Here is a 24,550-nt window from a genome sequence, read left to right as displayed (position 1 = left end):
GCCAACATCGTCTCGTGCGTCGCCATCGCCAAGTGGCAGCACGCGCTCGACACCGGCAAGCTCCAATCCGAACTCAAAGCTGGCTTCGTGCCCGCCGAAGCGGAAAAACTCCAGCTCACGGAACCAGCCCTGGCCCACTGAGAGAGCCCATGACGAGCCAGGTGACTGCCCAGGGCTGAAGACTGACGCGGAGGAATGCCAGACACACCGACACATCTCCGCGCAGCCGCCCCAAGGACTCTTCGAAACCGAATCAGAGACTGAGGGGTCCCCTCCAAAAAGCCGCATCGGATACCAGGCCCTGCATATTCCATCGCAACAGGTAACCCGAAAGTCGGGCGCAGGAGCCGGGTCCGATGCCAACGGGGCGGGGAGCAGGCACACTGTTCCCCGCCCCGTCCCCACGCGGCCAAATTCATCTGCGGAACCGGGCACGGACGTTACCTCGATGTGTGTAGGCAGCTGTGCGGGTAAGCGCTGCGGGGTCAATCGCTGCCTGCTGGGAGAGTGCGGACTGAGTCAGGGGAAGAGGTTACGAGCTCCTTCAAAGATCTCAGCCATGGTCCAGGCATCGAAGGAGAGCAGCCTCACGGTGCCCTCGGCGGCGATGCTCACGTGCTTACCGGCCAGGGCCGGGTAAACGCGGGCATTCATTATGGGTGTAGAAATGGGGCCTGCGTCGATTCCAGGCGGAGGCTACGTCAATTCACGCGGTGCCGTTCGATTTGGGCGTCAAGATTTGGAGCTGGGCCGACCAGGAATATGGCTAAGAATAGACTTAGAGAAGCCTCCATCGACACAGATGTCTTGCCCGGTGACATAACCCGATAGCGGGCCCACAAGAAATTCGATCACGTTCGCAATGTCCATGGGATCTCCAATTCTTGACAACGGGATAATATCTTCCCTTGCCTTTTTGATTTTGGGATCTTCATACATTTTTTCGGTCATCCGTGTATGAGTCATACCCGGGGAGACTACATTTACACGAATCCCGTCAGGTGCCCATTCCAACGCAAGTGTTTGGGCCAGCATCGTCAACGCAGCTTTACTGGGACTGTAAGCACCTGATCCGGCGTGTGGTAGCTGACCAGACATTGAAGAGGTGAAACAAGCGGAGCCGCGGCTCTGCTTCAAATGTGGGTAGCTTGCTTTGGCAAGAAGCCACGGCCCGCGGAGGTTGACGGAGAACATGCTCTCCCAGTCCTCCACAGATAGGTCACAGATAGCAGCGGGGCTGGCGATACCGGCATTCGCTACCAACGCGTCCAAGCCACCGAACTCCGCTACCGCAGCTTCTACCAGTTGATTTGGCACGTCAGGATCTCCGAGGTCGCCTGCCAATGCGATGGCGGTGCCCCCCATTGACTGGATGGAACGAACTACTTGCTCTTGGCTGCTGTTCGATTCGTGGCCACACACCGCAATCATCGGGTGCACGCCCCGACCAAGAGCCGCCTCTGCGAGTCTCAGGCACGTAGACGCGCCTATGCCGCTACTTCCGCCACTCACCAAAGCTCTCACCGTACATACTCCTTTTTGATAGGGGTTCAGAGGAAAATTATCGCGATCTCGAATGCAGTTCTTAATTCTCTAGTTCCCAGCCTTGATTTTTAAGATCCTGCATTGCCTTCTTAAATTCCTGTACGGGGTTCTCTTCGCGAATTATCTCAAGAACAACGTTATTGATTCCGCAGGTTGTTTTGACGGCCTTACCCAACCCGTCCCAGTCGATCACTCCAGTGCCGATTGGATCATGACCCCAGGTTTCCCTGCCGGTATCGGAGATATGCACTAGCCCTATTGATTCGTGATTGGAGAGCAAACCCGCTACGGGATCCTCCCCTATGTAGGCAGCATTGGCGACATCGTAGACAATCTTGACTGAATCATCGTTGATCTCTTTTACGACACCGACCAGGTCCTGGATGGTGGGAGTGAAACAGTATGGAGTGTTTTCAAAAAGGAGGCGCGTGCCGGCCTGTTTGGCCAGCGGAACGAGATTCTCCAGGCTCTCGTACATCCACCCGTACACGTCTTCCAGTGAAGGTGAGATCATCGGACGCCGTGTTCCGGGAGATATGACAACCTCGGGGACCTCCCAAGCTACGGCCAAGTCAATCACCGATTTGATATGCTCGATACTTTTGCGACGCATATTGGCGCCGGGGCTAGCCAAATTGATGTCATATCCGCCGGCATTCAGCGACCGGATTGTGGCACCGTATTCATTGAGTCTTGCATAAATTGCAGAGCGCTCCGAGCCGGATATCTCATCCGGCCAACAATGTGGAGAGCTAATCGGAACTTCAAAAGTCTCATACCCATTGTCGGCCAGTTCCGCAATCGCATCAATTGCGGTCGATGACCATAGATAGGAAAACGTATTGATAATCATTACGAACGTCCTCTCAGTTCTGCGCCTATGGAGAAACTTCGTTTCATTCATAACGCAATGTGAATTTCGATCCTGCGTAAGTAGCATCCATGGAGAGCCAGGCGGCTCGAAGAGGCCCGGGGCAGTCACGCCCCTTCTTGCCCCGTCGAGCCGTCGTGGCTTCCTGGGGATTGAGCCTTACCTACTGGGAACCCTTCACCTCGTGAGCGGCGGACGAAGTGCTCAAGAGCAGGTGCTCGCCTTCGAGTACCTCGGGGTCCGCGGGAGCTACGGTGGCCCGTCCGGCCCGGCTGCCGGTCTCGGGGAGGGTGAAGTAGGCGATGAGGCAGAGGGCCACAATGGCAATCATGTAGACCGCGACAAGCATGGGCTGTCCCGCGCCGACGAACTCGGCGGCGATCAGCGGCGCGGTACCGCCGAAGACGGCGATGACGATCTGGTGGGCGAAGCCGATGCCGGATACACGGACGGAGGCGGGGAACAGTTCGGCCTGGATGGTCGGGTAGACGGCCTGCCAGATACCGAGAACCACCCATCCGGACGCCGATACCAGAACGTAGACGCCGAAGCCCGGCTGGTTCAGCAGCATGAGCATGGGGTAGAAGAGGACGATCATGCCGATGGCACCGATGATCGGGAAGATTTTGCGTCGGCCGAGGCGATCCGAGAGCGCGCCGCAGACCGGCACGATGACAACGAGCAGGGCCAGCCCGATGACACTTCCGGCCAGGGACGAGGCCAGATCGCGGCCGGTGGTGAGGTGGGCGTAGGTGGGGAGGAAGGTGGCCCAGGTGTAGTAGGCCACGGCCGGGGCGGAGAGCGCCGCTGCCTGAAGCAGAGCCTTCGGGTGTTCGCGAAGCAGCTCCCACAGTCGCGCCGGCGCGGACTTCTGGTCCACGAGGGCAGTTGCCTCAAACTCAGGGGTCTCGTCCGCGCGGGCCCGCACGATAAGGCCGACGACGCCCAGGATGCCCCCCGCGACGAACGGGATGCGCCAACCCCAGGCGGCGAGGTCCGCCGGAGCAAAGGATGATGTCACCATTGCCGCGGCGCCGGTCGCTACGAGGGTCGCGAGACCGCTTGCCATGTTGGTGAACGAACCGAACAGGCCCCTCCGGTTCGCGGGGGCGTGTTCAACCATGAATGCGATGGCGCTCTGCCCCTCGCTACCGGCCGAGACTCCCTGGAGGATGCGTGCAACCAGAAAGAGAACGGGCGCTGCATAGCCGATGGTCGCAAATGAAGGAGTGAGGCCGATGATCAGAGCGCCGAGCGCCATCCCGGAGATGGACAGCGTCAGGATGAGCCGTCGGCCGAAACGGTCGGCCAGTGGAGAGATGATGATTCCGCTCAGCGGGCGTACAACAAACCCGAGCGCGTAGGTGAGCAGTGCTGCGATGAGGGAAGCGAACGGGGACCCGCTTGGGAATATCTGTCCCGCGAACACCGCAGCCAGCAGCCCGTAGACGTACCAGTCGTACCACTCCACGAAGTGGCCGATCGTGCCTGCCACCATATTGACGGTGCGTCGTCGCGGCTCAGTCACTTCGGGAAGCTCCGAAGGGTCTGGACTGCCGACGGCTTCTTTTGAGGTCTTCATTGAACTCTCCATATTTTCACATTTGCTGCGAAGGGGTATTGGAATTCCCGGACACCTGAAACGGTGTGCGGGTCTGGCCCGGCTGTAACCCGGCTCGACGGGACGGCCGACTGCCAAGGCCGAGTGCCGGCGCAACGCATAGGCGCTGCCTAACTAGCAGTTGGGAAAGAACCTGATCCTGCCTCTCTCCCGTGAGATCGATTGCAACAAATTTCATACATGAGATCGGTTGCTGAGATCGGTTGCAAGCAACAATACGTAGGCTTGCCCGCTCTGTCAACGGTCATTTTCGATTCGGCGAACGGGAGGTCCAAACCTGTCGCTGGCACGTAACGGGAGGACAAGCGGTGGGCCTATCCATACGAGCCGGACCTAAAGAGTCATCCCTGAATTGGCAGGGACTTCTCATTGTTGAGATCAAGGAAACGGACTCCGGACCAGGTGCAGTCCAAGCTGCCGTACGATGCCCAGTACTCGTCCCAATGGGCAAGTTTCCAGCGGTCCCTCTCCAAGCCTCGCTGAATGAGTCGGCCCCGGAGAGTATCCTGGGGGACCCGCACCCGCATCACCGTGGTCTCCGTGGGAGGCCAGCGGAATTCTTCTGCGGCGCGCGTCAGGTAGTCCGGTACGGCGAAGTACGCGCCGAAGGGTGCATCGAGCACGACGGATCGTCCCAGTCGCAGATTCGCTCCGGCTACATCCATGAGCGTCTCGTATTCCAGGGGCAGAACATTCTCCCGGTAAAACCCATTGGATTCCCGATCGTTGGGGTCGTGTCCAGCTGCATTCAAGGCAAACTCGACAAGGCGGCCACAGATCCGGTCCTTGTCCAGATACGCAGCTCCGTGCTCTTTTGCTTTTTGCTGGGCAATGGTCGTCTTTCCGGATCCTGCAGGGCCAATGACAATGAAGACCTTCGGGGTCGTCACTTGCGGGCCTCTGCCACTGCCGACAGGAACTCCCTGGCGGCCTCGGTGACACGGGAGAAGTCGCCGTCGGGCTGCCATGCTTTGGTCACGGCACTGCCGACCCCAACGCAGGCGACTCCGGCGGCGAACCATTCCGCGACATTCCCGGGGGTGACGCCGCCTGCCGGCATGACCGGCAGGTGCGCCAGCGGGGCGAGGACCGCCTTCACATAGGGGATGCCGCCGGCTTCCGTGGGAAAGACCTTGAGAATGTCAGCGCCGGCTTCGGCAGACTCGACAAGTTCCGTCGGTGTATACGCCCCGCTGATTGTCGGCACCTGGTACCGGTTGGCCATCCGGATCATCGCCGGGTTCAGCTGGGGACTGACCAGGAAATCAGAACCGGCGCGGATGCACTCATAGGCTGAGTGCTCGTCCAGCACCGTTCCGGCTCCGATCGCTACTCCACTGGGCCCGTGCTTGGCAGAGAGCCGTCGGATCACGTCCACCGCACCCGGGATCGAAAGCGTGATTTCAAGGGCGCGAAAACCTCCGGCGATCGCCGCTTCGGCGACGCGTTCTGCCACGTCAGCGTTCTCGAGGCGGACGATGAGGACGGCACCGGATTCGTCGATGGTCTGCATGGTGCGAAGTTTTTTGTACATTTCTGGCCTTTCTTCCGGCCCAGGCAGCTTCCCAATTCCGGAGCATTCCTGGGCCACTCTTGAAGTGTCGTTGACAAACTCTCCCACCATCCATAGTGTTATTGCAACCGATCTCAGCAATCGATCTCATAATTAGCAAAGGGGCTGGCAGATGAGTGGACCACGCACGATCATCCTCGGTGCTTCGCACTGGCACGTCCCGCTCTGTGCGCGGGCGATCGGCGAAGAACACGAGGTCGTCGGCATCAGTGACGAGGACGTATCGTTCGTCCGGGGACTTGCGGAAGCGTGGAGCGCTCCCGTGGAGGTTGACTGGCGGAGCCTGGTTGATCTGCCGGATCTCGGGCTTGCCTATGTCTTCGGCCCGCACAGTGGCATGGCGGAAAAGTGTCTTGCGCTGATCGAGCGCGGCATTCCGTTCGTGGTAGAGAAGCCTCTTGGCACTTCCCTTGCGGAACTTGTCCAGGTGCGGAAGGCCGCGGAAGCCGCCGGTGTGCCCGCGACAGTGCCGTTCGTTCAGCGGGGCGGTCCCGCCGACCGCTGGCTGGCCAAGGCCGGTCGTCCGACGTACCAGAGAATGTCCTTTATCGCCGGGCCGCCCTCGCGCTACCTGGATAACGGCAATCCTTGGATGCTGGACCCTGCTGCTGCAGGTGGTGGTTGCCTGGCGAATCTGGCACCGCATTTTGTCGATCTGTTCCTGCAGGGCAGTAACGAGTCAGCGGAGAACGTCGATTCCCGGCTCTCTTCCGTTCTGCACGGTGCGGGCGTTGAGGACCATGCCAGCCTCATCATTACCACCCCGAGCGGGCGTGAAGCCATCATCGAGGTGGGGTACGCATTCCCGGGTTCGCCGTTGAAGCGCTACTGCAGCTACACGTCCGCAGGCGAGGCGGGATTCGCCTCTGTCGACTCAGACGGTTCTGCCACGTTCACCACGCTGGACGGGGCGACGGAGTCCGCCGTGATCGATCTGGACAGTGACCCTCTCTATGATCCGTTCGTACGCCGTGTCGCGAAGACACTGGAAGATGGATTCCGAGGGCTGCCAACACTGGCCCAGCTTGAAGATGCGATGCGCCCGATTTGGCAGGCATATGACGACCACGGAGGAAGAGAAGATGGCAGACCTTAGTATTGACGTTGTCGCGAAGGCGGCCGGCGTCCACCGGTCCACGGTTTCCCGGGCATTCTCCCGGCCGGAAGCGGTAAAGAGCGAAACCCGGGAGCACATTCTCCGCATCGCCGAGGGGCTCGGCTACACGATGAGCCCGCTCGCCCAGGCTCTTCGGACCAAGACCAGCACCTTCGTCCCGCTGATCGTGCCTGACATCACCAACCCGTTCTTCGCAGAACTTGCCAAGACCATGACGCAGGCCGCTGATGAGCGCGGCTACCAGCTGCTGCTGTGTGTCACGAACGGAGACCCTGCCAAGACCGAGGGGTACTTCACCGCGATGCAGGCCATGTACGCCCCCTTCGGGATCGTCGCGCCCTCGACGAAAGTCGATACCGACGCCCTCAAGCGCTTCGATTTCGGCCACAAGGTGGTGGTGATCGACCGGGTGGAAGGCGACTCTTCGGTTCCAACGGTCACCGTCGACGGCCGCCGCGGAATAGTCCTCGCCCTAGAGCACCTGCGTTCCCTGGGGCACACCTCGATCGGCTACGTTTCCGGTATCTCCGGGACCCACACTGCGCAGGACCGGATGGACGCGTATCTGGAGCTGTCAGCGGAAGGCAGCAGCACGCCCCTTGTACTCGACAGCGGCTCCGATCCGGACGCAGCGGCGCGCGCGGCAAAGCACTTTCTTGAGATGGAGAAGCCCCCGACGGCGATTATCGCCGCCAATGACATGGTCGCCTTCGCGGTGATCTCGGCCCTTGGCCAAAGCGGTATCCGCGTGCCGGAGGACGTATCGGTCATGGGCTTTGACGGCTTGGCATTGGGCGCCCGGTTCAACCCGCCTCTGACCACAGTGCGGCAGCCAATTGCTGACATGGGAAACATCGCGATCGAGCTGGCTGAGAAGCAGAACCTGAACGGATCGGTGGACCACGTCGTTCTGGAACCTGAACTTCTGGTGCGCGCCTCCACCTCAGGGCCGCGCAAATGACCGGGGCCAACGCAAGGACGCTGCGCCGGCTGCCCGGGCTGCGGCACACCGACCACGTCGGTCTGACGGTTCCGAACCTCGAGGACGCAATCAGGTTCTTCGTCGGGGTACTCGGCGCCGAGGAGTTGTACCGCTCCGACCGCGGACCCGACCCCGAGTTCATGCCCGCGAACTTCGATGTCCCTGCTGATGCCCGGCTCACCCTCGCCATGCTGCGACTGCCTCCGAACCTGAACATCGAGCTTTTCGAATGGAGCAGCGCTGAACGGCGGGAAACCCCGCCACGGCATTGCGACGCAGGCGGCCACCACCTGTGCTTCGTTGTGGACGACGTAGACGAAGCGGTCGCCGTGCTGCAGGAAACCCCTGGAGTACGCGTGCTCGGGGAGCGCAAGGAAGTCGCCGGCGACAGTCCCCGGGTGGCGGGCAACCGCTGGACTTACTTCATCACCCCCTGGGGGCTGCTGATGGAAATCGTCGACCGATCCCGCGTCGCAACGCCACCACGGCTGGTCGGTCCCGCGGACTGGGCGGCAACTCAAGACACTTTCAGGAAGGACGTATAAAATGCGACTGGCAGGCCACACACTAGGCACCCCGAACCATACGGTCCCGCAGGCAATCAGGCTTTTCCGAGCCGCGGGGCTCGATGCCGCAGAAGTCATTTACCAGGACGGCTACACTTCGGGTCTCCCTCGGGGGGACCGGCGCGCGGCCATGGAGGCATTGAGGGCAGCGGAAGATGAGGGCCTGCCCATCATTGGCCTTACACCCTACACAACGGCCATCAACGCTCTGGACGAGAGTGAATGGCGCGGGGGAGTAGACGAATTCCGTGGGGCGATTGAGACCGCGCATCTGCTCGGGGCCGATCGGGTGCGCGTGTACGCGGGATCCTGGCATCCGGGGGACACCGATCATGCCAGGCGATGGGCGAGACTACGGGAGGCCCTGCAGACTCTGGCACCTGAGGCTGAACAGGCCGGGGTGCGGCTGTGCGTGGAGAACCATTTCGGCACCATGACCCAGACCGCGGCCGAAACCGCGGCCCTCGTCCGGGAGGTTGCGCATCCAGCCGTTCGTGTTCTCTACGACCAGGCCAACCTGACCTTCACCCACGACGAGACGTTCGAGGAGGCCTTTGCCGTTCAAGGCGATCTGGTCGGTCACGTACACGTCAAGGACCTCGTATTCACCGATCCCTCCGCTGCCTTCCGCGCAACGGAAACGGCCCGCGTCGACGCGTCCGAGCGCGCCGTCCGATCACGGGTCGTCGGCACCGGCGTCCTTCCCTGGCCCCAGATCCTCGCGGCGCTGCTGCGCCACGGCTACGATGACCTGCTGAGCATCGAGTACGAGTACCGCTGGCACCCGCAAGACCTCCCAACCCCCGAGGACGGATTCCGGGAATCCGCGGCCGCCCTGCGCGGAATGCTCACTGATCTCGCTGAAATGGAGAACGCCCGATGAGCGGGCAGCGCCTCCGCGTCGGCGTCATCGGCGCAGGCAACATCGCCACCATCGCCCAGTTGCCCACACTCGTCCAGCGCGACGATGTTGACCTGGCTGCCTTGGTGTCCCGCCGCGAGGACCCGGGAAACCTGGTCCGGCGCTGGGGTTTCGGCGCCGCCTACCGCTCAGTGGAGGACATGCTGGCCTCCCAGGACCTGGACGCCGTCTTCGTCCTCACGCCGCGGTCCGAGCACGCCCACGCCGTCCAGCTATGCCTGGACAATGACGTCGACGTGTTCTGCGAAAAACCCCTGGCCCCGGCCACTGAGGAGGCGGAACGCTTGGCGGACCTCGCCGACGAGCGCGGCCGCATCCTGATGGTCGACTTCAACCGCCGCTACGCACCTGTCTATACGGCAGGGCGCGATGCCTTCGGCGAGAAGGGCGCTACCTTCTGCGTTGCCCAAAAGAACCGCCCCGGTTCGGAATACCGCGCAACGTTCGAGAACGCCATCCACATGGTCGATCTCCTCCGCTGGTACTGCGGCGGCGAACCCGTGGACGTGGCCGCGCACGCAGCCGGCGATGACCCTTGGGAAGAAGACGGCGTCGCGGCCATCATCCGCTTCAGTACCGGCAACACCGGAGTGCTGATGGCAGCTCGAACCGCAGGTGCCTGGAATGAAAAACTAGATGCCTACGGCGACGGAAAGACCGTGGAGGTGCGTGCACCCGAAACAGTATCGACCACTGTCAACGGAGTCACCACATCACGCGAGCTCAGCGCCGAGGCCTACGGCTGGGCAACAGCGACCGACACACTCGGATTCTCCGCCGCCGTCCACCACTTCCTCGACCGCGTCGCCGACAGGGCGCAGCCGCTCACCTCGGGTCGCGAGGCCGTTCATACCCAGCGGTTGCTCGATCGGATCCTCGCAGCCTCCGGACTACCCGCGGAGGAACAACAAGGCCGGCAATGGGAAAGCCATGCCACGAGTGCCAACAGCTAAACCGTAAAGGAATCACGTGCCTCAACAGGCCGTCCGGAAGCGGGCCCCGGTACAAACACCCCACGTAAGGAACCAGGCAGATGAACAGAGCAGCCCAGAAACCAACCGCAGGGACACTGCGGATCAGCCAACCCATGAGCGGAAATAACAAATGAGCCTCAAAGACCACGTCGTTCTGGTAACCGGATCGAGCGGCGGAATCGGCGACGCAGTCATCGATGCGCTTAGAGCCGAAGGCGCCCTCATCATAGGAGCCGACCGGGCCCCCAAAGAGGGCCAGGAGTTGGCCGCCTTCTTCCCGCTCGACGTCACCTCCGAAGAACAATGCGCCGCCGTCGTCCGCGACATTACAAGCAAGTACGGGCGCATCGACGCCCTCATTCACGCCGCCGGAGTCTTGGGCACTACCCCGGACATCATGGAAACCACGACGGAAGAATACGAATCCGTCATGCGGATCAACTCCTCCGGCACGTTCTCAATGGTCCGGGAAACGGCACAGTCAATGATTGAGGCCGGCACTGCCGGTGCCATCGTCATCCTCTCCTCCGTCGCAGCCAAAGAAGCCCGCCGCAACTACCTGCCCTACAACGCAAGCAAACTCGCAGTGCTTCACATCATGTGGTCCTTCGCCGAGATACTCGGACCCCGCGGCATCTCCGTCAACGCCATTGCACCCGGCCCCGTGAACACTCCTATGTGGGCGCAGTTCGCAAAAGACTCCGGCCCCGATGCAATCGCCAACCGGGCCAAACGCGCAGCGGAACTTCCAATGCGCCGGTTCGCCGAACCCGACGAAGTCGCCCGCGCCATCCTTTTCCTTGCCGACCCGGACAACCGATACATCACCGGCGTGACACTCGACGTGGCAGGCGGAGCACACCTCGGCATGGGCACCTGACCCGGGGAACCAACGGGCAACGGCACGAGCTCAACTGCCCGCCGTTGCCCTCGGTTATTGGCCTGTCCACGCGCCCGCACCACACAGGAACCACATGGCTGCATCAGAGACTCCACTCATACGGGATCAGCGGCGCGAAGCCCTCATGCGACTGTTGCATCAACAGTCGGTGCTTAGCGTCCTGCAACTGACGGACTTACTGGGTGTGTCTCATATGACGGTACGACGTGATATCGCCGCGCTCGAACGCGAGGGCAGGGCCATATCTGTGGCCGGTGGTGTTCGTTTGGCGAGCGGCCTTCGGCATGAGCCAAGTTTTCAGGACAAGGCAACAACTGAAGCCGCACAAAAGCAGGCCATTGCCGCCCACGCGAGGACTTTGCTCGGGAACGACATGACAGTGTATTTGGATGCAGGAACCACTACGGGCTCCCTGGCCTCCGACCTGCCATCGTTTGACGGGCTCAGTGTCGTAACAAACGACTTCTCCATCGTCGATGACCTTTTTGGAGCCACGAACGTTGAGGTGATCCACGTCGGCGGACGTCTGGACCATTCCAACCGGTCAAGCGTCGGGCGACTGGCCGCAGAAGCCATAGGAAGACTCAACTTCGATGTTGCGTTCATCAGTGCAAGCTCGTGGGACTTGCAGCGGGGGATAACCACGCCCAGCGATGCAAAAGTAGATGTGAAGTTGGCTGCTATACGTGTCGCGTCCACAGCGGTATTGCTGGCTGCAAGTTCCAAGTTCGGCACATTTGGCACGTATGACCTTGCACCATTGAGTCGATTCGACCGAATCATCACAGATTCAGGGCTGGCAGAGGGAGCAGCCCAAGGGATCAGAGACCTGGGAGTAACTTTGGATACGGTGCAAGTTCAAAAAGCTTGAGCCGGTGTCCCCAAGCCCATGCAGTGCGCGACGCCCTTCAGATGTGTCGAAACCTTGCGGTTGAATCGCGGTACGAACCATTAGTTATCGGTCCTGACCGTGTCGCTCTTGTCGCTCCTGCTGGCAATTAGCGAAGGACAGACCTGGGGCTGGGACTCCTTCAAGATCGTGGGCCTGCTCATCCTGGCGTTGTCTCGCTTGTAGCCTTTGTCCTCGTGGAGCTCCGCGTCAAGGAACCGCTCATCGACGTGCCGCTGTTCAAGATCAGCGGAGTATGGACGGCGCACGTCGTCGCCCTCGTCTTCGGCTTCGCAATGTTCGGCACCTTCGTGCTGGTCCCGACCTTGCTGCAACTGCCGACAATCACAGGCTACGGATTCGGCAAGTCCGTCTCCGAGGTGGGCCTCTTCCTTCTGCCCACCGTGTTCATGATGGTCGTTCTAGGGCCGGTGGCCGGCAACCTCATTCGCAAGGTCGGGCCAAAGCCGCCCATGCTCATCGGTGCGCTCTCGGTCACTGCGGCCTTCGTTCTCCCCGCGATCGCCCACGGCGAGCTCTGGCAGATCGTCGCTTCTGGAATGCTTACGGGTGCAGGCATCGGTATGGCGCTCGCTGTAACCTCGAACGCCATCATCGAAAGCGTCCCGGCCACCCAAACCGGAGAAGCGATCAGCGCGAATACCATCGCCCGCACCATCGGAAGAAGTGTCGGCACAGCGATCATCTCGGCGAGCGAAGCGCACTAGCCGTGTGTGATGCGGCTGCTTGGAGGATTGTCCAAGAAGCCCCGCTCCCATTCCGCCCGCATTAACGTGCGAGGGGCTCGGTCGGTCAGCTTGTTGCCACCGTGCGGAAGCCGCAGTTACCGCTGGAGGATTCGGGGGTGTTGGACGTTCTGGCGGCGACGCGGTAGCGGTTGCAGTATGAGTCGTGGCAGAGGTAGGAGCCTCCGCGCATGACCCGGCCGGCGCCGATGGTGGGGCCTTGGGGGTTGTGGGCGGGGGAGTTGCGGTAGTACTTGGGCAGGAACCAGTCCGCGCACCATTCCCACACGTTCCCGGCGACTTCGTAGAGTCCGTAGTCGTTGGGCGGGAAGGATTTCACGGGGGCGGTGCCGAGGTGGCCGTCGTCTTCGGTGTTCAGGGTGGGGAAGGTTCCTTGCCAGATGTTGCAGCGGTGTTCCCCGTCGGGGGTGAGCTCATCGCCCCAGGCGTAGCGTTTGGCGGTGAGTCCGCCGCGGGCGGCGTATTCCCATTCGGCTTCGGTGGGCAGGCGCCGCCCCGCCCAGGCACAGTAGGCCAGGGCGTCATGGTGGGAGACGTGCACTACCGGGTGCTCCGGCGTCGTGCTCCAGTGTGAATCCGGTCCGGCCGGGTGGGCCCAGTCTGCGCCGCGGACGTTCAGCCACCAGGGCGCCCCGGCAGCGGCGCCGAGGACCTCTTTCTTGGGCGCCTGCACGAGAAGATGGAAGACTGCCGACGTTCCGTACTGCTCCGCTTCGGTGCGGTACGCGGTGTCCTGGACGAACGCGGCGAACATCCGGTTGGTGACGGCCGTCGCATCAATCCGGAACGCGTCCAGGCGCACCTCATGCACCGGTCCCTCGCCGTCTGCGGGGTATCCCTCGCCAAAAGCGTCGCCCATGGCGAATGCCCCGCCGGGAATCAGCACGTCCTCGTGTTGGGCGGGCGAGGATTCGGGAGGAGCAGCGCCGTCGGCTGCGGCTACCGGAAGGAGGCGTCCGACGTCGGGCCGTCCCGCGGCGTTGACCGGGTCCCTTGCGTTGTCCAGGGCCGGTGCGCGGGGCGCGGCGCAGCAGCTCCCGGCCATGACCGCATGCGTCCCGTTGTCCTCGATCATGATTGTCCTTAGGGCGTCTTTCCGATGAGCGACTGGAGCCGGCGTTCTGTTGCTTCGAGCCAGGCGATGAGGTTGGACACCATGTAGTGTCCGCGTTCGTTCTGCATCAGGAACCACTCCTTGCTCCATTGTCGTTCTTCCGTCGTGGCATCGGCACTGACCAGCACTTCGTCAAAAGTCCGATCAATGCTGGCTTCCCGTTCTCTACGGTAGGCGAGTTCGATCCGCACCAATTCGAGCGCTTTCTCCGGTCCTGTGCTTCCGGCGAAGCGGAGCCGGACCTGGAAGTCCGGGTCAAGCGGCCGGGGCGAGGGTATGTAGGGAGAGTCGATCCATTCCTGCAGGGTGGCGTGGCCGGCAGCGGTGATTCGGTAGAGCTTTGCATCGGGACCGGAGCTGCGCGGATCCAGGAACTGGGTGGCCCACCCCCATTCCACCAGCTTTCCCAGCTGGCGGTAGATCTGCGACGTCTTGGCGGTGTATCCCACGAAGGGGCCGTGGCCCTCGAGCCACTTCCAAGAGTCGTAGCCTGTGCGGTCTCCGGTGGAGAGTAAGCCCAGCAGAATGACTTCCAAACGGCCCAATGACACTTTCGCCTCCTGAGGGCGCTGGGTAGAAGCGCCTTTGAGGAGGATATCCGGTGTGGCGGTCACTCGGTGCTCATCATGGCTTCGTACCGCCTGCGCATGGCGGCACGGTCGTCAGCCGATAGGGGAACCTGTGCGTGCCAGGATACGTGGGTGGCCCCGTTCTTGGGATGCAACCGTTCCAGGAGGTCATCGGCAAGATGGGCGCGCCCGGTGTTCCTGAGATGCTCCATGTAGTTGTCGGGTTGGTTGTACAGGGTGGGCCCTGCCTGGAGCGCGCCCTGCATGGGGTCCGGGAGGGCGCCCGGAGTGCCGGCATAGAAGCTCAGCCATTCGAACAGATGGGAGCGCATTTGAATGGCGAGGTCCGGTTCGATGTCGATGAGGTTGCGGGTCAGGTAGGGGTCCTCGGTGACATTGAACAGCGATTCCCACTCGGCTCGGAAGCAACCCGGGTGGTAGGTGCGGATGTATAGGTGGTCTCGGGTGCGGACGGCGCGCTGGTATGTGTGGGCACCATGGCCCCATACAAGGTAGGGGCGGGAGTCGATTGTTCCGCCCCGGACGGCTGCGGCGTAGGACTGGCCCTGCCACTTTTCGGGCTGCTCCAGGCCTAGGAGGTCAAGGATGGTCGGGGCGTAGTCGATGTTGTAGAGCAGGGCGTCGTTCCGGCCCGCGGCCACTCCAGGCTGGTCGGTGATGCCCGGCCAGTGAATGATCATGGGGAGGCGATGGACCGGCTCGGAGGCAAGGCCGTGTTCGGCGTACAGGCCGAGCTCGCCAAAGGACTCACCGTGGTCCGAGGAGACGATGATGGCCACGTCATCGGCCAAGCCCATTGCCTCGATGGACCGCCGAAGCCTGCCGAATTCGGCATCCCAGAAGTGGATGGCTCCGTCGTAGCCGTTGATGAGGTGCTCGAAGTCTGCTCGGGTGCGGATGGCGTCCGGCATGTTGTGCGGGACCCGGGACTTCCGCGGAGCGCCTGAGTAGTGAAGATCAAGGGCGCTTCGGGCACCGTACACTTCGGCGTGGGCATCGATGGCTTCCTGGTCCGGCCACGCAGGGGCAGGGCCGGAGGCGGCCGCCCTGGCCGTCCAGGATTCATCCTGCAGGTAGTCCGTGTGCGGGTCCCAATAGGTCACGTGCAGGTACCAGTTCTCCACGTTGCGGTGCCGCTCGATCCAGTCGACGGCGGCATCCGTGATCATGTCCGCCGGTTCATCGCCCATGTCCGGAGTGACCTGAACGTTTTCACGGAAGTTCCCCATGAAGTAGTAGGCGCGGTGCCGTTCGGCAAACGATGAGACCGCCGCGCAGGTGTATCCGGCTGCGTTGAGTGCCTGTCCGAGCAAAGGGCGGCCCGGGTGGGGAGCGTGTCCGGCGTCCAGGCGGAACCGGGAGTCGTCCCCGAAATGGCCGATCACACCGTTGGAGATGCCGTGCTGCCCGCTTGTCAGTGCTGTGCGGGAGGGCAGGCACGGTGAATCGGAGCAATAGTACCGGTCGAACATCACGCTGTTCCGGGCCATTTCGTCCAGGTTCGGCGTGATCTTGCGGTCATAGCCGTAAGGCCCGGTGTGGTCGGGACGGAGGGAGTCTACGTCCACGTAAATGATCTTCATCGATCTTGTCCTGTCTTGTGCGGGCGGTCTGGATCTGGCGGAGCAACTCCTGCCGCCTCGGGTCCATACTCGGTGACGTTCTTCTGTAACTGTTATAGCACTAGTGGAACAGTTAACAACAGACACAGCCCATAAAAACCAGAACTAAGCTATGTGCATAGTTTCATAGAAAAGACCTTGTGTGTTGGATCACAACCTGCCATTCTGTAGCTAACTGTTCATCGTCGAGCAGAAGGCACCGAGCGCCGACGCTTCGGGTGCCTCCCCAGCTGAAAGGACGTAAAGATGCGTTTCACCAAAGCAGGTTTGGCAGTAACACTCACTGCAGGCCTCGCGTTGACCGGCTGTGCCAGCGGAAGCGGCAGCAGCACTTCCCAAACCTCCAAGACCATCACCTTGGGAAACATCCTTGCGCCGACCACGTTCGAGGCGAGGAACATGAACTGGGGAAACCAGTCGGTTTATGCGCAGGCAGTTTATGACGGGTTGCTGAAGCCGGCGCCCAACGGCAAGGATGTCCAACCGTCCCTGGCCACCAAGTGGGAATACAACACGGACAAGACGGTCTTGACCATGACCCTCCGGGACGGCGTCGTCTTCTCCGACGGGACGCCGTTCACCGCAGAAGTCGCCGCGCAGAACCTGTTGCGTTTCCGGGACGGCACCTCCCCGCAGAAGTCGAAGGTCGCAGACCTGGCTGAGGCCAAGGCCAAGGACAAGACCACCCTGGAGATCACGCTCAAGCGGGCGAATCCGGCGTTCCTCATCAATCTCGCCCAGGCAGCCGGCCTGCAGGAAAGCCCGGCCGCGTTCGGCAAGGCGGATGCGCAGACCAATCCGGTCGGCTCCGGCCCCTACACCCTGAACACCAGCCAGACGGTCGTCGGCACGTCCTACAAGTTTGAGAAGAACCCCAAGTACTGGGATGCGAACTCGGTGAAGTACGACACCCTCACCGTCAACGTCTACACCGACGCCACGTCAGAGCTCAATGCCTTGCGGGGCAAGCAACTGGACGCCGCCGCGGTGGCAGACAACAGCATCCTCCCGCAGGTTGAAGCTGCCGGGTTTAGATCCAGCGGTCAGAACCTGAACTTCGCCGGGCTCCTCCTCTTCGACCGTGCAGGCAAGTCCAACCCTGCGCTGGGGAATGTGAAGGTCCGGCAGGCCATCAACTATGCAGTAGATGCGGCCGCCATGCTGAAGGTAGTTGGCCTGGGACGCGGTGAGGCTACAGGCCAGGTCTTCCGGCCCGAATCTCCGGCCTATGAGGCCACCCTGAATTCGACGTACAAGTTTGACCCGGACAAAGCCCGTAAACTTCTCGCCGACGCAGGCTACGCCAGTGGCCTTGAGCTGACGCTGCCGACATCGCCGGGCTTCCCGAAGGCCCTCTGGCCTCTGCTGCAGCAGCAACTGGGCGATGTCGGCATCAAGGTCAAGTACGTGGACACGGGCACCAACACCATCGCCGACCTCCAAGCGCAGAAGTACGGCCTCTCCTATTTCACCCTGCAACGGGACGTGAACGACTGGCAGCTGATCAGCACCATGATCGCGCCCAACGCCACCTGGAACACCTTCAAGTACCAGGACCCCAACGTGGACGCACTCCTTGCCACCATCCGCACTGGGAACGACGCCGACAGTGCCGCTGCCCTCAAGAAGTTGAACGAATACATCGTTGACCAGGCATGGTTCGCTCCGTGGTATTCACCGACAAACTATTTCGTCACCAACGCGGGCACGAGCGTTGAACTGAACCAGGGCAATGTCTGGCCCAACCTCTGGAACATCGCGCCCAAGGCCTGAGGCCCCCGGCGGGGACCCGTCGACGAGGGTCCCCGCCCGGCCATCCCCACGAATCGAGAGATCACTAAAATGCTTACCTTTATCGGGCGAAGGCTGCTGACGGGCGTAGCCCTGCTGGCCGCCATCACCACGTTTGGATTCACGCTCCTCTACCTTGGCGGTGGCGACATTGCCAGGAAGATCCTCGGCGAGAACGCCGATCAGCAAACCGTCGCCCTCAAGGCCCAGGAACTGGGCCTGGACCGCCCGGTTCTGGTCCAGTACGGCGACTGGATCTCCCACGCCGTCCGCGGTGACCTCGGCACGTCGTGGTTCAGCGGTCAGCCAGTCCTTGACGCCATCAGCTCACGCCTGTCCGTGACGCTGTCGCTGGTCACAGGCGCCATCATTCTCATCGCCGTCATCTCGGTGGTCTTGGGCGTGCTCGCCGCCACCAAACGCGGATGGGTGGACCGGTTCGCCCAGCTCCTGGCCATCGTGGGTCACGCGATCCCCGGTTTCCTCTTCGCGGTGGGGCTCGTGCTCGTCTTCGCCCTCACCCTGGGCTGGTTCGACCCCACCGGGTACGTGCCGTTCCTGACGTCCCCCACCGGGTGGGCGAAAACCGTCACACTCCCGGTGATCGCCCTCGCCCTGGGCGGGATCGCCAGCGTCACCCAGCAGGTTCGCGGCTCCGTGATCGATGCCCTGCGCAACGACTACGTGCGGACCCTGCGCAGTCGCGGAATCCCTGCCCGCCGCGTTGTCCTCAAGCACGTCCTGCGCAACGCCGCCGGGCCCGCCCTCGCGGTCTTGGCCGTCTATTTCGTGGGGCTTCTCGGCGGGGCGGTGATCGTCGAGCAGGTCTTCGCCATCCCCGGACTCGGCCAAGTGGCAGTACAGGCCACGACCCAGGGGGACATTCCCCTCGTCATGGGACTGCTCGTCGCGACAGGCATCCTCGTCATCATCTTCAACCTCCTTGTAGACCTGGCCCAGGGCTGGCTCAACCCGAAAGTGCGTCTGTCATGAGTACACCCGTCCACGCCCCAAATCCCCAGCTCGCAGTCATCCCCCCGGAGGCCGCTGCCAAGGCATCCCTCCTGCGCCGCGTTCTACGCAACCCGCTGGCCCTGGGTTCACTACTCTTCCTTGCCGTGATCATCGTCAGCGCTGTTGCGGCCCCGCTGTTGGCGCCACACAACCCCAACACGGCAGACATCTCTGCGGTCCTGTCGTCCCCGGACAGCGGCCACCTTCTCGGCACCGACGGCGCAGGCCGCGACGTGCTCTCAAGGCTCCTCTTCGGTGCGCAGTTCAGCCTCGCCGGCGCGTTGCTCGCCCTCGTCACCTCCATCGTGATCGGCGTGACCGGCGGCCTGTTGGCCGGGTACTACGGCAAATGGATCGACACCGCGTCGACCTGGGTCATCTCCATGCTGATGGCACTTCCCGCGATCATCGTCCTCCTCGCTGCGCGCGCCGTCGTCGGGCCCTCCCTCTGGGCATCGATGCTGATCTTCGGCGTGATGCTGTCCCCGGCCTTCTTCCGGCTCGTCTACGCCTCTGTTTCCGCCGTCCGGAACGAGCTCTACGTCGATGCCGCCCGAGTCTCCGGCCTCAGTGACACTCGGATCATCGGCATCCACATCCTCACCGTTGTCCGCGCACCCATCGTGGTCCAGTCCGCGATCGTTGGCGGCGTTGCCCTTGCCGTCCAGTCCGGACTTGAATTCCTTGGCCTGGGCGACATCAACGTCCCCACCTGGGGCCAGATGCTCAGCGACGGGTTCACCAACCTCTACACGGCCCCGTTGCTGATCATCTGGCCGGCCCTCGCCATCGGCCTCACCCTGATCTCGCTGACCCTCCTCGCCAACAGCCTGCGAGACGAGCTCGAACGCTCAAATGCGCCGCGCCGGCGCCGTCGCAAGCAGCCCGCGGAACAACCCGCCGTCGTCGGTGAAGAAGTCATGCGGCACGACGACGGCGGCCTGGCCGGCGAGGCGGTCCTCCGGATCGAGAACCTCTCGGTCGGGTATGAGACGGGCGACGGCGGCACGAAGCGCGTTGTCCACGACGTCTCCCTGACGGTTGCCCGCGGCGAGGTCCATGGGCTCGTGGGCGAATCCGGTTCGGGCAAGACCCAGACGGCGTGGTCCGCCTTGCGGCTGCTGCCCGAGGGCGGCAGGATCACGGGAGGCTCGATCTTCTTCCACGGGGACGACCTGGCCGCCCTGAATGAGAAAGACATGGAGAAGATCCGGGGCTCCCGCATCGCCTATATCCCCCAGGAACCGATGTCCAACCTGGACCCGTCGTTCACGATCGGCAGCCAATTGGTGGAGCCGATGCGAATCTGCCTCCGGATGTCCAAGAAGGAAGCAACAACACGCGCACTGGCGCTCCTGGCCCGGGTGGGAATCCCCAACCCCGAGCGGACGTTTGCCGCGTACCCGCACCAGGTCTCCGGCGGAATGGCCCAACGCGTCCTCATCGCCGGGGCGATCTCCTGCAACCCCGACCTGCTCATCGCGGACGAGCCCACCACGGCACTCGACGTCACCGTCCAGGCCGAGGTCCTGGACCTGCTGCGCGACCTGCAATCGGAATTCCGCATGGCCGTCATCCTCGTCACCCACAACTTCGGCGTCGTCGCAGACCTCTGCGACCGCGTCTCGGTGATGCGGCTGGGCAGGATCGTGGAGACCGGCCCCACGCGGTCCATTTTCGCGTACCCGCGCCACCCCTACACACGAGAGCTCCTCGGAGCCATCCTCGGTGAAACCAGCCCCCGCGGACCACTCGCCACCTTCGATGCTGGACCCAGTGCCAGCCCGTCCCGGAAGGGAGCCTTGCGATGAACCAGCCATTGTTGGACATCCAAAACGTCACGGTCGAATACCCGGCAAAGGGTTTTCGGGCCAAGCCATTCCGGGCCCTCAGCAACGTCTCACTCGACGTGCGCGCCGGAGAATGCGTCGGCCTAGTGGGGGAGTCCGGATCAGGAAAGACCACACTGGGCCGCGCAGTCCTGGGCCTTGCACCCGTGACCGAAGGCAAGGTGCTCTTCCGCGGACAGGACATCGCCCACGCCGGACGCTCCGAACGCAGGGAACTCGCCACCGACATCCAGGTCGTCTTCCAAGACCCCTACACCTCACTGAACCCATCCCGGACAGTCGAGCAGATCCTTGCCGAACCGCTCACCGTCCGGAAGGTCCCGCGCTCCGAATCCTCCAAGCGCATCAAAGCGCTCTTCGAGATGGTCAGGCTCCCGGCCGACTCGGGGAACCGACTGCCGCGCGAATTCTCCGGAGGCCAAAGACAACGCATCGCGATCGCCCGCGCCCTTGCCCTGAAACCAGAACTCATCGTCTGCGACGAACCTGTCTCCGCTCTGGACCTATCCACCCAGGCACGCGTCCTGGAACTCTTCAAGGACATCCAGGAACAGACACATGTCGCGTACCTGTTCGTTTCACACGACCTCGAAGTCGTCCGGCACATCAGCCACCGGGTGGCCGTCATGTACCGCGGCGACATCGTCGAATTCGGCGACGGCGACCAAGTCACCAGCGCACCCAGGCACCCCTACACCCAGCGGCTCTTCTTCGCCGCACCGGTTGCCGACCCCGAAGCCCAGGCCCAACGCCGCGAAGAACGACACCGGCTCCTCGCCGAACAGACTGCCTAAGGAGCACCCGTGACAAACATCCTCCTGATCACCGCCGACGACATGGACGGCAACACCCCCGGATCATTCGGAGGTCCGGCCGAAGCCACGCCCAACCTCGACCGCCTTGCCAGGGATGGGATGGTCTTCCGACGCGGCCATGTCCCTGCGGCGGTCTGCCAGCCCAGCCGATCCGCGCTAATGACTGGACTATGGCCGCACCGCAATGGCGCCGAGGGGTTTGAACCGATCAACGACGGAATCGGAGTCATCAACGACCTGCTCAAAGGGGCGGGCTATCGTGTGGGCATCCTGGGCAAAGTAGACCACCTCCAACCGGTGGAACGATTCGCCTGGGACACGGCAGTGAATATGCGCGAACTCGGACTGGGCCGCAACCCCGCGGCGTATGGAAGCAGGGCCGAAGAGTTCATCGCCGAGGCAACACGTGAAGGACGGCCATGGTTCCTCCTGGCCAACGCGCACGATCCGCACAGGCCCTTCCACGGCAGCGAAAATGAGCGGCAAAAATGGACTTCGGAAGAACGCGAACTCTACCCCGAGCCTTCCAAGGTATTCGAAGCAGACCAGGTCCAAGTCCCCGGAATCCTTCCCGACCTGCCCGACGTCCGCACCGAGTACGCCCAATACCTCAGTTCCGCCCGCCGCTGCGATGACGTCGTCGGGGCAGTCGTGGGGGCCCTGGAACGTTCCGGCGCTGCCGGGGAAACCCTCGTCATCTTCCTCTCCGACAACGGCATGGCGTTTCCCTTCGCGAAGGCCAACTGCTATTTGCGCAGCACATTGACTCCGTTAGTTGTCCGCTGGCCGGGGGTAACCACTCCAGGCACCGGCAACGCGGACGACTTCGTGAACATGCTCGACCTGTTCCCCACGTTCTGCGACGCGGCCGGGGTCCCGACGCCAGCCGGTCTCGACGGTCGTTCCCTCCTCCCGCTGCTCCTCCAGCAGCGCGAAGACCGGCGCGAACAAGTATTCACGGTATTCCACGAAACCGCCGCGAAACAGCGCTATGAAATGCGCTGCGTGCAGGACGCCAGCTACGGCTATATCTGGAATGCATGGGCGGACGGCCAGGCGAAGTACCGGGCCGAAAACATGTTTGGCCTGTCCTGGAAGGCAATGCTTAACGCGGCCGACGAGGACCTCGACGTCCGCAACCGTGCACAATTTTACGTTTCCAGGGCGCGGGAGGAGCTCTACGATCTCGCATCCGACCCCGATTGCCTGCATAATCTCGCGGCTCAGCCTTCGTTGGCCCACGTGCTTGCCGCAAAGCGCGAGGCCCTGTCGAGATGGATGACCGAAACCGTGGATCCGTTGGCTGCTATTTTCACGGCCGAAACCGAGGCAGCCAGCGAATTACTGGGCAGCTCCGGCAAATGAACAGACCCAATATCGTGTGGATCTCCACGCACGACATCAACCCCGACCTGGGCTGTTACTCGGGTGTCTGGGCCGGGGCAGAGTACGCGGTGACGCCCCGTCTTGACCGGCTCGCCGCTGAAGGGGCCAGGTTTGACCGCGCGTTCGCTTCCGCTCCGGTGTGCGCGCCGGCGCGGTCGGCGATCATGACCGGCTGCTTCCCGACGTCGATCGGGACGATGCACATGCGCACCAAGGCCGCGCCCCCGCCCGAGGTGAGGCTGCTGCCTGAGTATTTCCGGCGGTCCGGCTACTACTGTACGAACAACTGGTTCACTGACTTCCAGGTCGACATTCCGCCCACCGTTTTTGATGATTGCTCACGTGTTGCGCATTGGCGGAACCGGCCGAACCCCGACACCCCGTTCTTCGCGGCATTCCACGGCATGGCCACCCACGAATCCAAGATTTATCTGGACGATGAAGCGTTTGAGGCCGTCACGGTAAACGTAGGGGCGGCAGACAGGCATGATCCGGCGTCGGCGCCCTTGCCGCCGTACTATCCGGACACGGCCGTGTTTCGGCGGGCGTGGGCACGGTATTCGGACCTCATCACCGAGATGGACCACTGGGTGGGGACCATCCTGGACCAGCTGGAGGAAGACGGACTGGCTGAAACCACGATTGTGGTGTTCTGGTCCGATCACGGGAAGGGCATGCCGCGGGCCAAACGTTGGGCCACGGAAGCCGGTCTCCGCGAGCCACTAATCCTGCGCTGGCCCGGGGTGATTTCTTCCGGCACAGTACGGGGAGATCTGGTCTACACCATGGATTTGGCCCCGACGATGCTGCGGGCCTGCGGACTGCCTGTCCCCGAACACATGCACGGCGTCGCCTTGTTCGGCCCGGACGGGTCCTTCGTGGAGGAGCCGAACGAGTATGTCTACGGCGGACGGGACCGGATGGATGAAGCCGAGGACACCTCCCGTACTGTCCGGGACCAGCGATTCCGCTACATCCGCAACTTCCATCCAGATCGCCCGCCCATGCTCCATACGAACTACCCTGACCAGCTGCCGACGTGGTCCGAACTGCGCCGCATCGCGGCAGAAGAGGCCAAACAGCTCGCCTTTGGTGAACCCCGCAACCTGTTCACCGATCTTCAGCGCACGCTCGTGGCCTCGTCCAAACCCGCCGAAGAACTCTACGACCTCATCCAGGATCCCCACGAAACCCAGAACCTCGTCCCCGACCCAGCCTACGCCGCGGACCTTGACCGGCTCCGGGACGCGCTGGCGCGGTGGCAGGGCCGCTTCGGGGACTTGGGCTTGATGAGCGAAGCGGATCTTATCGACCGTTGGCGCCCCGCCGGCCTGCCCCGGACGACAGCCGCACCCCTCATTGTCCAGACGCCAGACGGGCTGGAGGCTCAGTGCCTCACCGACGGGGCGTCCATCGCGTGGACCGCAGATCCTCCCGGGCCCGTCCAGGACCGAAACCCCATGGAACGAGCCGCGGGAAACCCCGAAATGGACGGACGGCGCTGGCATCTGTACTCCGGACCAGTCCTGAACGACGACGGCGAGCGACTGTGGTTCCGTGCGTGGCGGATCGGTTTCCAGCCCAGCCAGGAAACCCTTGCACCGGTGCCCGCCGGGGCCGAACACGCCACGTAGCCCGAA

At 62.7% G+C, this 24,550-nt stretch carries 23 protein-coding genes; 14 read left to right on the top strand and 9 right to left on the bottom strand.

Going from position 1 to position 24,550, the window contains the following annotated elements; translation table 11 throughout:
- Nucleotides 1-519: 519 nt before the first annotated feature.
- From QRN59_RS24485 to QRN59_RS24460, 6 genes are all read right to left on the bottom strand, one after another.
- Nucleotides 520-654, bottom strand: a complete 135-nt coding sequence (locus QRN59_RS24485; protein ID WP_284985024.1) for a hypothetical protein — start codon at nucleotides 652-654, stop codon at nucleotides 520-522.
- Between the two features lie 78 nt (nucleotides 655-732).
- Nucleotides 733-1,524 carry an SDR family NAD(P)-dependent oxidoreductase gene (locus QRN59_RS24480; RefSeq protein ID WP_502871110.1) on the bottom strand — a complete coding sequence of 264 codons (792 nt, stop codon included), beginning with the start codon at nucleotides 1,522-1,524 and terminating at the stop codon, nucleotides 733-735.
- 61 nt (nucleotides 1,525-1,585) lie between these two features.
- Nucleotides 1,586-2,398, bottom strand: coding sequence for a sugar phosphate isomerase/epimerase family protein (locus QRN59_RS24475; protein WP_284985023.1), 813 nt, complete (start codon nucleotides 2,396-2,398; stop codon nucleotides 1,586-1,588).
- A 181-nt stretch (nucleotides 2,399-2,579) separates the two neighbouring features.
- Nucleotides 2,580-3,998 carry an MFS transporter gene (locus QRN59_RS24470; RefSeq protein ID WP_284985022.1) on the bottom strand — a complete coding sequence of 473 codons (1,419 nt, stop codon included), beginning with the start codon at nucleotides 3,996-3,998 and terminating at the stop codon, nucleotides 2,580-2,582.
- A gap of 380 nt (nucleotides 3,999-4,378) precedes the next feature.
- On the bottom strand, nucleotides 4,379-4,927 hold the full coding sequence (locus QRN59_RS24465) for a P-loop nucleotide/nucleoside kinase family protein (protein WP_284985021.1): 549 nt from the start codon (nucleotides 4,925-4,927) through the stop codon (nucleotides 4,379-4,381).
- The gene (locus QRN59_RS24460) at nucleotides 4,924-5,571 is read right to left on the bottom strand and encodes a bifunctional 4-hydroxy-2-oxoglutarate aldolase/2-dehydro-3-deoxy-phosphogluconate aldolase (RefSeq protein ID WP_284985020.1); all 648 of its coding nucleotides are present in this window, start codon (nucleotides 5,569-5,571) and stop codon (nucleotides 4,924-4,926) included. The genes QRN59_RS24465 and QRN59_RS24460 overlap by 4 nt, the downstream gene beginning before the upstream one ends.
- A 151-nt stretch (nucleotides 5,572-5,722) precedes the next feature.
- Here QRN59_RS24460 and QRN59_RS24455 point away from each other — a divergent pair, with 151 nt between their 5' ends.
- From QRN59_RS24455 to QRN59_RS24420, 8 genes are all read left to right on the top strand, one after another.
- Nucleotides 5,723-6,706, top strand: coding sequence for a Gfo/Idh/MocA family protein (locus QRN59_RS24455; protein WP_284985019.1), 984 nt, complete (start codon nucleotides 5,723-5,725; stop codon nucleotides 6,704-6,706).
- On the top strand, nucleotides 6,693-7,688 hold the full coding sequence (locus QRN59_RS24450; RefSeq protein WP_284985018.1) for a LacI family DNA-binding transcriptional regulator: 996 nt from the start codon (nucleotides 6,693-6,695) through the stop codon (nucleotides 7,686-7,688). Before QRN59_RS24455 ends, QRN59_RS24450 begins: the two co-directional genes overlap by 14 nt.
- Nucleotides 7,685-8,254 (top strand): VOC family protein, encoded by a 570-nt coding sequence (locus tag QRN59_RS24445; RefSeq protein ID WP_284985017.1) that lies wholly within the window; start codon nucleotides 7,685-7,687, stop codon nucleotides 8,252-8,254. Before QRN59_RS24450 ends, QRN59_RS24445 begins: the two co-directional genes overlap by 4 nt.
- Before the next feature lies 1 nt (nucleotide 8,255).
- On the top strand, nucleotides 8,256-9,158 hold the full coding sequence (locus QRN59_RS24440; protein WP_284985016.1) for a sugar phosphate isomerase/epimerase family protein: 903 nt from the start codon (nucleotides 8,256-8,258) through the stop codon (nucleotides 9,156-9,158).
- Nucleotides 9,155-10,150: a Gfo/Idh/MocA family protein gene (locus QRN59_RS24435; protein WP_284985015.1), complete on the top strand. Its 996-nt coding sequence runs from the start codon at nucleotides 9,155-9,157 to the stop codon at nucleotides 10,148-10,150. Before QRN59_RS24440 ends, QRN59_RS24435 begins: the two co-directional genes overlap by 4 nt.
- 151 nt (nucleotides 10,151-10,301) lie before the next feature.
- On the top strand, nucleotides 10,302-11,051 hold the full coding sequence (locus tag QRN59_RS24430) for an SDR family NAD(P)-dependent oxidoreductase (RefSeq protein WP_284985014.1): 750 nt from the start codon (nucleotides 10,302-10,304) through the stop codon (nucleotides 11,049-11,051).
- Between the two features lie 94 nt (nucleotides 11,052-11,145).
- Nucleotides 11,146-11,943: a DeoR/GlpR family DNA-binding transcription regulator gene (locus QRN59_RS24425; protein ID WP_284985013.1), complete on the top strand. Its 798-nt coding sequence runs from the start codon at nucleotides 11,146-11,148 to the stop codon at nucleotides 11,941-11,943.
- A gap of 215 nt (nucleotides 11,944-12,158) precedes the next feature.
- Nucleotides 12,159-12,689, top strand: coding sequence for an MFS transporter (locus tag QRN59_RS24420; protein WP_284985012.1), 531 nt, complete (start codon nucleotides 12,159-12,161; stop codon nucleotides 12,687-12,689).
- A gap of 85 nt (nucleotides 12,690-12,774) precedes the next feature.
- Here the strand turns inward: QRN59_RS24420 and QRN59_RS24415 are convergent, their stop codons facing one another.
- Genes QRN59_RS24415 through QRN59_RS24405 form a run of 3 tightly spaced genes read right to left on the bottom strand, consistent with a single transcriptional unit; the run spans nucleotide 12,775 to nucleotide 16,015 of the window.
- Nucleotides 12,775-13,773: a formylglycine-generating enzyme family protein gene (locus QRN59_RS24415; RefSeq protein WP_502871112.1), complete on the bottom strand. Its 999-nt coding sequence runs from the start codon at nucleotides 13,771-13,773 to the stop codon at nucleotides 12,775-12,777.
- Between the two features lie 38 nt (nucleotides 13,774-13,811).
- Entirely contained in the window at nucleotides 13,812-14,393 is a 582-nt protein-coding gene (locus QRN59_RS24410) for a PadR family transcriptional regulator (RefSeq protein WP_284985010.1), read from the bottom strand.
- Nucleotides 14,394-14,452: 59 nt separating this feature from the next.
- Nucleotides 14,453-16,015: a sulfatase family protein gene (locus tag QRN59_RS24405; protein WP_284985009.1), complete on the bottom strand. Its 1,563-nt coding sequence runs from the start codon at nucleotides 16,013-16,015 to the stop codon at nucleotides 14,453-14,455.
- Between the two features lie 285 nt (nucleotides 16,016-16,300).
- Between QRN59_RS24405 and QRN59_RS24400 the strand changes: the two genes are divergently transcribed.
- From QRN59_RS24400 to QRN59_RS24375, 6 genes are all read left to right on the top strand, one after another.
- Nucleotides 16,301-17,827, top strand: coding sequence for an ABC transporter substrate-binding protein (locus QRN59_RS24400; protein ID WP_284985008.1), 1,527 nt, complete (start codon nucleotides 16,301-16,303; stop codon nucleotides 17,825-17,827).
- Nucleotides 17,828-17,896: 69 nt separating this feature from the next.
- Nucleotides 17,897-18,838 carry an ABC transporter permease gene (locus tag QRN59_RS24395; protein WP_284985007.1) on the top strand — a complete coding sequence of 314 codons (942 nt, stop codon included), beginning with the start codon at nucleotides 17,897-17,899 and terminating at the stop codon, nucleotides 18,836-18,838.
- On the top strand, nucleotides 18,835-20,670 hold the full coding sequence (locus tag QRN59_RS24390; RefSeq protein ID WP_284985006.1) for a dipeptide/oligopeptide/nickel ABC transporter permease/ATP-binding protein: 1,836 nt from the start codon (nucleotides 18,835-18,837) through the stop codon (nucleotides 20,668-20,670). The genes QRN59_RS24395 and QRN59_RS24390 overlap by 4 nt, the downstream gene beginning before the upstream one ends.
- Nucleotides 20,667-21,503, top strand: a complete 837-nt coding sequence (locus tag QRN59_RS24385) for an ATP-binding cassette domain-containing protein (protein ID WP_284985005.1) — start codon at nucleotides 20,667-20,669, stop codon at nucleotides 21,501-21,503. Before QRN59_RS24390 ends, QRN59_RS24385 begins: the two co-directional genes overlap by 4 nt.
- A 9-nt stretch (nucleotides 21,504-21,512) precedes the next feature.
- Entirely contained in the window at nucleotides 21,513-22,889 is a 1,377-nt protein-coding gene (locus QRN59_RS24380) for a sulfatase family protein (protein ID WP_284985004.1), read from the top strand.
- A complete protein-coding gene (locus tag QRN59_RS24375; RefSeq protein ID WP_284985003.1) occupies nucleotides 22,886-24,544 on the top strand; it encodes a sulfatase family protein in 1,659 nt (552 codons plus the stop codon). Before QRN59_RS24380 ends, QRN59_RS24375 begins: the two co-directional genes overlap by 4 nt.
- Nucleotides 24,545-24,550 lie beyond the last annotated feature (6 nt).

Source organism: Arthrobacter sp. efr-133-TYG-118, assembly GCF_030209755.1.
GTDB lineage: Bacteria > Actinomycetota > Actinomycetes > Actinomycetales > Micrococcaceae > Arthrobacter.
Note: the sequence above shows the minus strand (reverse complement) of the source record. Positions and strands in the feature narration are given on the sequence as shown.